Genomic DNA, 7,459 nt, shown 5'->3' on the forward strand with positions numbered 1-7,459 from the left:
AATAATCGGTTCTAGTCCATCCTTATAGTACACAGAAATAAGGGCCGACTGAATTTTCTTATGTGCCATTGTTTGGTTTGGTAGATACAGTTTGAAAAAAGATGCGCAAAGGTAAATAGTTTTTGCGATTGTGGGAAGTTAGTGAGTAGTGGGTTAAAATAAAAAGAGGCAAGGCGAAAAACGCCCTGCCCCCAAAATGTAATAAGTTCCCCCTATAAACAATTTTTATACGTATGGACATAGTCCAGTGTAAGCATCGGAAAAAGGTATTGTAAACTTTACGCAGTTTTGTGATTCCCCGGTTGGTGAATACACTAAATGATTGGGATGGAATATTAAGGTTTAGCGGACAAAGGTAAAGGGTTTAGTCCGTTTTGCAAATTTAATCTTTAGACAGAGAGATTAAAACGAAGTCACATATTTGCTGATTTTTTTTTAGTTTTTTTTTAAAACATTGTATTGAATTGATTCATAATGCATCAAGGAAAAAACCCGCTGAAAAGTTCATTTACCTTTCAAGCGGGTTTGATTATGCATTCAGCATGCCCTAACCAGAAAAAAAAATTACTGAATGCGTTTCTTAGCCTAAAAATTTACTGACAGCGTAGTATTTGTGTTTTGAAATAAGTGCTTGTGCAAGCTGCGCAGGGCAGCGTTTTTGGCATCCTGGTTTACCAGAATCGAGATGTTGTTGTTGCTCCCACCGTAAGAAACCATACGCAAGGGAATACTTTCCAAGGCCGAAAAAATGTGTTTGGTTACTTCGGTATGTGCACTTAGTGCATCTCCCACGATACAGATGATCGACTGATTCTTGTCCACACTTACGTCTCCGAAAAGCTCCAGTGAGCGGATGATTTCAGGCAAGTGTTTGTCGGAATCAATAGTCAGGGAAACCGACACTTCAGAAGTAGTGATCATATCAATCGGCGTACGGAATTGTTCGAATACTTCAAATACCCGGCGCAAAAAGCCATAAGCATGCAACATTCGCCCGCTTTGAATTTTGATGGCAGTGATGCCATCCTTCGCGGCAATGGCAGTGATGGTTCGATTGGAAGATGCATTAGAAATTAAGGTTCCCGGGGATTTTGGCTCAAAAGTGTTTTTCAACACAATGGGCACTTGACGATCTTCCGCTGGGATGACACAGGTTGGGTGCAAAATTTTGGCCCCAAAGTAAGCCAACTCGGCAGCTTCCCGATAGGATACCTGCCGGATTGGCCAGGTGTTTTCCACAATGCGGGGATCGTTGTTGTGGATGCCATCAATATCTGTCCAGATTTGAATTTCTTCTGCCCGGATGGCTGCACCGATTAAGGTTGCACTGTAATCACTTCCACCGCGTTGCAGGTTGTCCACTTCATCAGCCGCGTTCCGACAGATGTATCCCTGGGTAATGAAGTAGGTGGCCAGAGGGTGTTGCTGGGATAAGAGCAGTTCCAAACGCCGCTGAATCCATTCCAGATCAGGTTCTCCGTGCTCGTCGATGCGCATAAAATCCAGTGCAGAGAGCAACACAGAAGGCCGTTCAATCAATTCCATGTAAATTTGGAAGAGATTGGTAGAAATTACCTCGCCTTGGGCCAAAATCCATTTTTCGTGGCTACTTTCAAAACGATTGACCCACAACAGTTGCTCCATTTCATCAAAGATACCTCTTACCACAGCGTGGCCTCTATCCTGAAAAGGTTCAGTTGGCAGCAACTCATTCACAAATACCCGGTATTCTTCGCGCAAGGCCGCTAATTTGATGGATGCAGCTTCAATCTGTTGTTTGCGGATGAGTTCACCCAACTCGACCAACTTGTTGGTTGTACCAGATACTGCGGATAAAACCACAATTTTGGGTAAACCATCGTCGATCAGCTCTCCTACCCGACGCATTCTTTCCGGACTTCCCACCGATGTGCCACCAAACTTCAGAATTTGCATGATTGTTTACTTGATGCTGTGAATAATCAGTTGACAACTACCATCGAGTTATCTTTGATTGATGATACAAAAGTAAAGGCTGAAAATAAATACTGGAATTTTCAGGGTATAATTGTACAAAAAAATATATTTTCGTTAAAATTTGAACAAAGTGATAAAAATTTCTGAACACGTCAACCAAATCATCAGCAGTTCGCCTTTTTTATTGGAAGCACTGGCCGACGGCTTGGTTAATGTATCATCCCTGGCGCGCAAAATTCAGCCGGAGGTGGAAAAAGCGGCGGGAAAGGAGGTAAACAGCAGTGCCATCGTCATGGCCATTAACCGGATGCCAATGGTTGAACTTTTGCATTTGGACAAAAACCTGCGTCTTTTTTTTCGGAAAATGACCGATATCAGTGTGCGTTCGGGGCTTCTGGACTATACCTTTCTCAACTCGGAGACCCTCTTGAGCAAACAAGTAGAACTGCTCAATGCCATCAGCGAAGCCGCCAAAGTTTTTTATTCTTTTTCCCAAGGTGTATCCGAAACGACCATCGTTATCTCGGAAAATATGGGCACTAAACTGGAAGAGATTTTTCAGAGCGAAAAAATGCTGGTCAAAGAGAAAGACCTTTGTTCGATCAGTTTGATGCTCCCCGAAGGGAATCAGGAGATTTATGGTGTGTACTACTACATCCTCAAAGAATTGGCACTCAATGGGATCAACCTGGTGGAAATGATTTCTACTTCGAACGAGTATACGATTGTGTTATCGAATCGGGATTTGGATAAGGCGTTTTCGTTGTTGATGGGGTTGAGGCATCGGTAGAAATGGCGATACCATTGATGCAGTGCAGGATACCGTGGTGGAACCAGCCTCTCCAATCATGGCCATAGTTGATCAGGTTTTTGGGCGGATGGATGAATGGCTGCTTTCACAACTCATTACCAGTTGGAGATCGGAGGTCTGGGATGTGGCCATACGAATGTTGGAAGCGACCGAGGAAGCGTCATTGGAAGACATTCGACAAGAGCAGGAAATGAAGGTATTCGAAAAAGGCGCGGGAATTTTATTTCAAAATCAATAAATAAGTATCTATGTCAGATTCAAAAGCCATCATTCGTCTTTGTTATCCAATCCTCATTGAGCGTTTCAACCATAAAACCTTGTTAATTAAATTGCATGAAGTACAATTTGACATTGCACCTGCTACTTTAACCAATATCAAAAAAGTAATTATTGAAGGGAATCCGGAACGTAAAATTTCTTTGAGCAAGGAGTTATTAAAAGAAGCTGCCAAGGCTTTTATTTTGGTGATTGAATTAAATTGGCCATTGAAATATGACCCAGCTACACATGAATTCATCAAACTGGAAAACACAGATTCTGAACCCGAAAACACCTCCAACCAGGCTCACGGAATCATCATCTACCAAGATGGGCGCCGGAGCACCAGCGAAAAAATCCAGTTCATCAAAAACGCCAAAAAGGAAATAATTGAAGTGGGGATTCGCTTGCATACTTTTAGTCAATATTTCACCAGTAGGCGAAAATCAGAATTTAGAGACCATATTGAGCAATTGTTGAAAAAAGGGGTGAACATGAAATGCCTGATGATGGACCCTGCTAGTGAGATGACCCGGCTTTATTTTATGGACCGTGCCAAGGCTCTGCCTAAAGAGGCCAAGGCATACGAACAAATGCCCCAAATCCTTGACGACTTGAAAAAAATCAAGGAGGATCTAAACCAACTCGGCCACCCTGGGCAATTCAAACTCTTTACTTACGAAAACTTCCCATACAACCACTACATGATGGTAGACCCCGAGGAGGACAATGGCAAATTGTTGCTTTCCAGTTACATCCATGGTATTATAAGAGCGGATTGTCCGGTTATGGAAATTCGGAAAAACACAGCCAGGGTTACCTTCAATACCTATTTGAAGTCCCTTCAGATGATTTTAGAGGAAGCGAAGGAGGTTTAATCCTTTTGGACAGAAACTAGGAAAAGGGTGTTGATGGACATAGGGAACTGTGTAAAAATGATAAAGCCGTAAATTTATTCAATTGCTTGTAATTGGTGTAGAATGGTGCGGGTGATGTCTTTGCGGCATTGGCCAAAATTAGGATGGCGTTCCGCCCGGGGTTTGGTGATGCGGGTGGCAAAAAAATAAAGATTGCCCTTGCGCTCCACATAACCGACCCACCAACCTATGTCTTGCCCATTGACCCGGGTCCAACCGGTTTTGGCGCGGAGGATGTAGTTGGGCTTGCGCTCATTGATCATCACCGATTTCAAAATTTGCAGGTTTCTTTTGGAAAATGGCAAGCGCCCCTCGTGCACTTTGACCAGGAATTCTACCTGATTTTTTGGTGAAATGCCAAAAGGGCCAAAATTCCAAAAGTCATCCCCTGGTTCCGACAAGTCGAGGTTGCCGTAACCACAACGCTTCAGGTGAATTATCGGATTTTTAAGGTATAGAGGGTAAACGATATTGGGTGGGTTGGATTATTTGAATTTCACCTAAATTGTGTCGGTAGCCTCAACCTTCCTCTACTTCTCTTAACCTTCTCAACCTTTTTTTCATTTTAATCGTTTTGATCGTACATTTCCAAAAAATTACGACTGTGCAAGACATCGAACCATACTTCCGCTGGCGGGATGATTACGTGGCTGCTGAAGACGTCAATTCGCCCTTTTACGGACGCGAGTATAGTGAGTTTTATTACACCAATAAAATTTACAATTATTACATTCATCCGCAGTGGGATTCCATCGGTTCCCTAACCCTGTACCTAAAGGTCTTGTATGCCGACTACGAAGAGGGCTACGCCATCATTGAAATGATCGGCGAATGGAACGATTGCCTTTACGACGACAGCATCTACCTCAAACGGGAATTGGTGGATTACATGATCGAAAAAGGCATTTACCGCTATATTTTGATCTGCGAGAACGTACTCAACTACCACAGTGGTGACAACGACTACTACGAAGAATGGTACGAAGACATCAAGGATGAAGACGGCTGGATAGTGGTCATCAACTCCCTTCAGCACGTTTATGAAGAAATGAAAGACAACAAACTCCAATATTACCTTAACTTTGGCCCCGAATTCAACAACATCAATTGGCGGCCTTACAAGCCCGGCGACATTTATTACATTTTGGATAAATTGGTCAACGGACGGATCAAGCAGCTGCCACAGGGATGGGATCTTTTAGAGTAGTTTACGTTTACTAAACTCTACGTTTACTAAACTTCAAAAGTTTAGTAAACGTAGAGTTTAGTAAACGTAAACTGCCATTATTCGAATTAGAAGCAAGTATATGCACCGTTCCGGTTTTATCAATATCATTGGTCATCCCAATGTAGGCAAGTCTACCTTGATGAATGCACTCGTGGGCGAACGTATGTCCATCATCACCAACAAACCCCAAACGACGCGCCATCGCATCATCGGAATATTGAGTGGAGAGGATTTCCAAATGGTACTTTCGGACACTCCCGGAGTAGTCGAAAAACCGGCCTACAAGATGCACCAGGCCATGAACTCCTTCGTGCAGTCCACTTTTGAAGATGCCGACCTCATGCTCTTGGTGACCGATGTACTGGAAGAATACAAGGCGGGTGATCAACTCCTGGAACAATTGCGCCGCCAGACCAGCATCCCCATGTTCGTTGTGCTCAACAAAATAGACCTGATAGACGAAGAGAAATTGGAGCAGTTAAAAACCTTCTGGGCCGAACAATTGCCCCATGCTCAAGTGATTCCCATTTCAGCTTTAAAAAAGATCAATACCAACCTTTTGCTGAGCACTTTAAAAGAAAACCTTCCCGAAGGCCCCGAATATTACCCCAAAGACCAGTTGACTGACCGACCGGAGCGCTTTTTTGTCTCTGAAATCATTCGGGAAAAAATCATGATGCTGTACCATCAGGAAATTCCCTACGCTACCCAGGTGATCATTGAGGAGTTTAAAGAGGACCAAACTGTGGGCGGCAAAGCAATAGCCCGTATTTCTGCCACCATTTTTGTGGAACGCGATACCCAAAAATCCATCCTGATTGGCAAAAATGGCGTGTCGATCAAAAAGTTGGGTATGGAATCTCGCCTGGATATGGAGCGGTTTTTGGAAAAAAAGGTCTTCCTGGAGCTTTTCGTCAAAGTGAAAGACAACTGGCGGAATGATGATTTTTTGCTGAAGCAGTTTGGATATAAGTAAAAGCCGTTGAAAATCAAATGGAACTGTTCCAGCCGCGACAATTCAAAGAGAAACAATGGGAACAACAATGCCGTTAAGATGGGGATAATAATTTCCAAAATTAAAATATAGTGCCATGTACAAGTCGATTCTTATTCTAGCCCTCAGCCTCGTTGCTTTTGCTTGTTCCAAACCCGATGTTGCCGATGATGCAGTTACGCCAGTTGATACGGACCAGGTACTTGCTACGGGTTCTTTCATCAATTCTAGTCAGCATTCTGCTTCTGGTACCGCAAAATTGATCAAAGACAAGGACGGTAAGCGGTTCCTGTTGTTGGAAAATTTCAAAACGGATAATGGTCCCGACCTGCGGATTTACCTCGCTACCTCACTCAAAGCCGACAATTTCACTGAAATTTCAAGCAAATTGAGCTTGGGCAATGTACGGATTGCCGTTCCAGATAATGTGGATATTAAATCTCAAAAGTTTGTTTTGATCTGGTGCAAGGCTTTTTCGGTGTTGTTTGGGTCGGCGGAGTTGAAGTGAGTAGTCTGATCTGAGCCATCAGCAGTCAGGGGTGAGCAATTACTCAGTGACAGTCAACACTGTCGTTAATTCAATTGCTTTTGAAGAACTTCCCACCATTATAGTAAAGTTTCCAGGCTCGATCACAGTTTGAAGATTTTTATCAAGCATCTCAAGCATATTGGGCGCAATCATAAACCGCACAATCGTTTTCTCTCCAGGCTCAAGGTGAACACGCTGAAAACCTTTCAGTTCCAAAACGGGCCGGGCAACTGTGGCGAGATCGTCTTTTATATAAAGTTGCACCACTTCGTCCGAGGCATACTTGCCGGTATTCTGCAACTCAAAGTAAACTTGTGCTTGTTCTGTCTTTTTGATTGCCGATTTTGAGACCTGCATATTGCTGTAAGCAAACGTAGTATAGGTAAGTCCGTAACCAAATGGGAAGAGCGGTAGCCCGCTAAGGTTATGATAATCGTCACCACGACCGGTTGGCTTGTGATTATACACCAGGGGTAGCTGAGCTTCGTGCAACGGAAAAGTAATGGGCAATCGACCAGCGGGACTTGCATCGCCAAATAATACATCTGCCAACGCATGGCCACCTTCCTCACCTGGATACCAAATGTCGATTACGGCATTGACCTTGTTCAACCAATTGTTCATTGTAATCGCACTTCCACCCACCAGAATCACCACTACTGGTTTACCTATGGCCGATACGCGATTGATTAACTCTTCTTGATGACCAGGCAATGAAAGAAACGCACGGTCTTGAAACTCGCCTTCGTGAATTCCGGCTACGATT

Annotated in this window: 8 protein-coding genes and 1 pseudogene; 6 read left to right on the forward strand and 3 right to left on the reverse strand. The window is 43.5% G+C overall.

Annotation, left to right across the window (positions count from 1 at the left end; genetic code table 11):
- Nucleotides 1–585 precede the first annotated feature (585 nt).
- Nucleotides 586–1,935, reverse strand: coding sequence for an aspartate kinase (locus tag SFV55_RS17440; RefSeq protein WP_320030813.1), 1,350 nt, complete (start codon nt 1,933–1,935; stop codon nt 586–588).
- 151 nt (nt 1,936–2,086) lie between these two features.
- Here SFV55_RS17440 and SFV55_RS17445 point away from each other — a divergent pair, with 151 nt between their 5' ends.
- From SFV55_RS17445 to SFV55_RS17455, 3 genes are read left to right on the forward strand one after another with little or no spacing between them, the layout of a single operon-like run.
- Nucleotides 2,087–2,746: a hypothetical protein gene (locus SFV55_RS17445; RefSeq protein ID WP_320030814.1), complete on the forward strand. Its 660-nt coding sequence runs from the start codon at nt 2,087–2,089 to the stop codon at nt 2,744–2,746.
- Nucleotides 2,747–2,768: 22 nt separating this feature from the next.
- Nucleotides 2,769–3,005 (forward strand): DUF5995 family protein, encoded by a 237-nt coding sequence (locus SFV55_RS17450; RefSeq protein ID WP_320030815.1) that lies wholly within the window; start codon nt 2,769–2,771, stop codon nt 3,003–3,005.
- A 10-nt stretch (nt 3,006–3,015) separates the two neighbouring features.
- Nucleotides 3,016–3,903, forward strand: coding sequence for a hypothetical protein (locus SFV55_RS17455; protein WP_320030816.1), 888 nt, complete (start codon nt 3,016–3,018; stop codon nt 3,901–3,903).
- A gap of 74 nt (nt 3,904–3,977) precedes the next feature.
- Here the strand turns inward: SFV55_RS17455 and SFV55_RS17460 are convergent.
- Nucleotides 3,978–4,376 (reverse strand): annotated as a pseudogene (locus tag SFV55_RS17460) (penicillin-binding transpeptidase domain-containing protein); the annotation flags it as partial.
- 170 nt (nt 4,377–4,546) lie between these two features.
- Here SFV55_RS17460 and SFV55_RS17465 point away from each other — a divergent pair.
- The 3 genes from SFV55_RS17465 (at nt 4,547) to SFV55_RS17475 (ending at nt 6,672) form a co-directional block, all read left to right on the forward strand.
- Nucleotides 4,547–5,149, forward strand: coding sequence for a hypothetical protein (locus tag SFV55_RS17465; protein WP_320030818.1), 603 nt, complete (start codon nt 4,547–4,549; stop codon nt 5,147–5,149).
- Nucleotides 5,150–5,249: 100 nt separating this feature from the next.
- On the forward strand, nt 5,250–6,146 hold the full coding sequence (gene era / locus SFV55_RS17470; protein ID WP_320030819.1) for a GTPase Era: 897 nt from the start codon (nt 5,250–5,252) through the stop codon (nt 6,144–6,146).
- Between the two features lie 115 nt (nt 6,147–6,261).
- A complete protein-coding gene (locus tag SFV55_RS17475) occupies nt 6,262–6,672 on the forward strand; it encodes a DM13 domain-containing protein (protein ID WP_320030820.1) in 411 nt (136 codons plus the stop codon).
- Nucleotides 6,673–6,711: 39 nt separating this feature from the next.
- On the opposite strand, the gene SFV55_RS17480 is transcribed toward SFV55_RS17475, so the two are convergent.
- Nucleotides 6,712–7,459 (reverse strand): glycoside hydrolase family 3 C-terminal domain-containing protein (locus SFV55_RS17480; protein WP_320030821.1); only part of this gene is annotated, 748 nt, incomplete at its 5' end.

The organism is Haliscomenobacter sp. (genome assembly GCF_033763495.1).
Classification (GTDB): Bacteria; Bacteroidota; Bacteroidia; order Chitinophagales; family Saprospiraceae; genus Haliscomenobacter.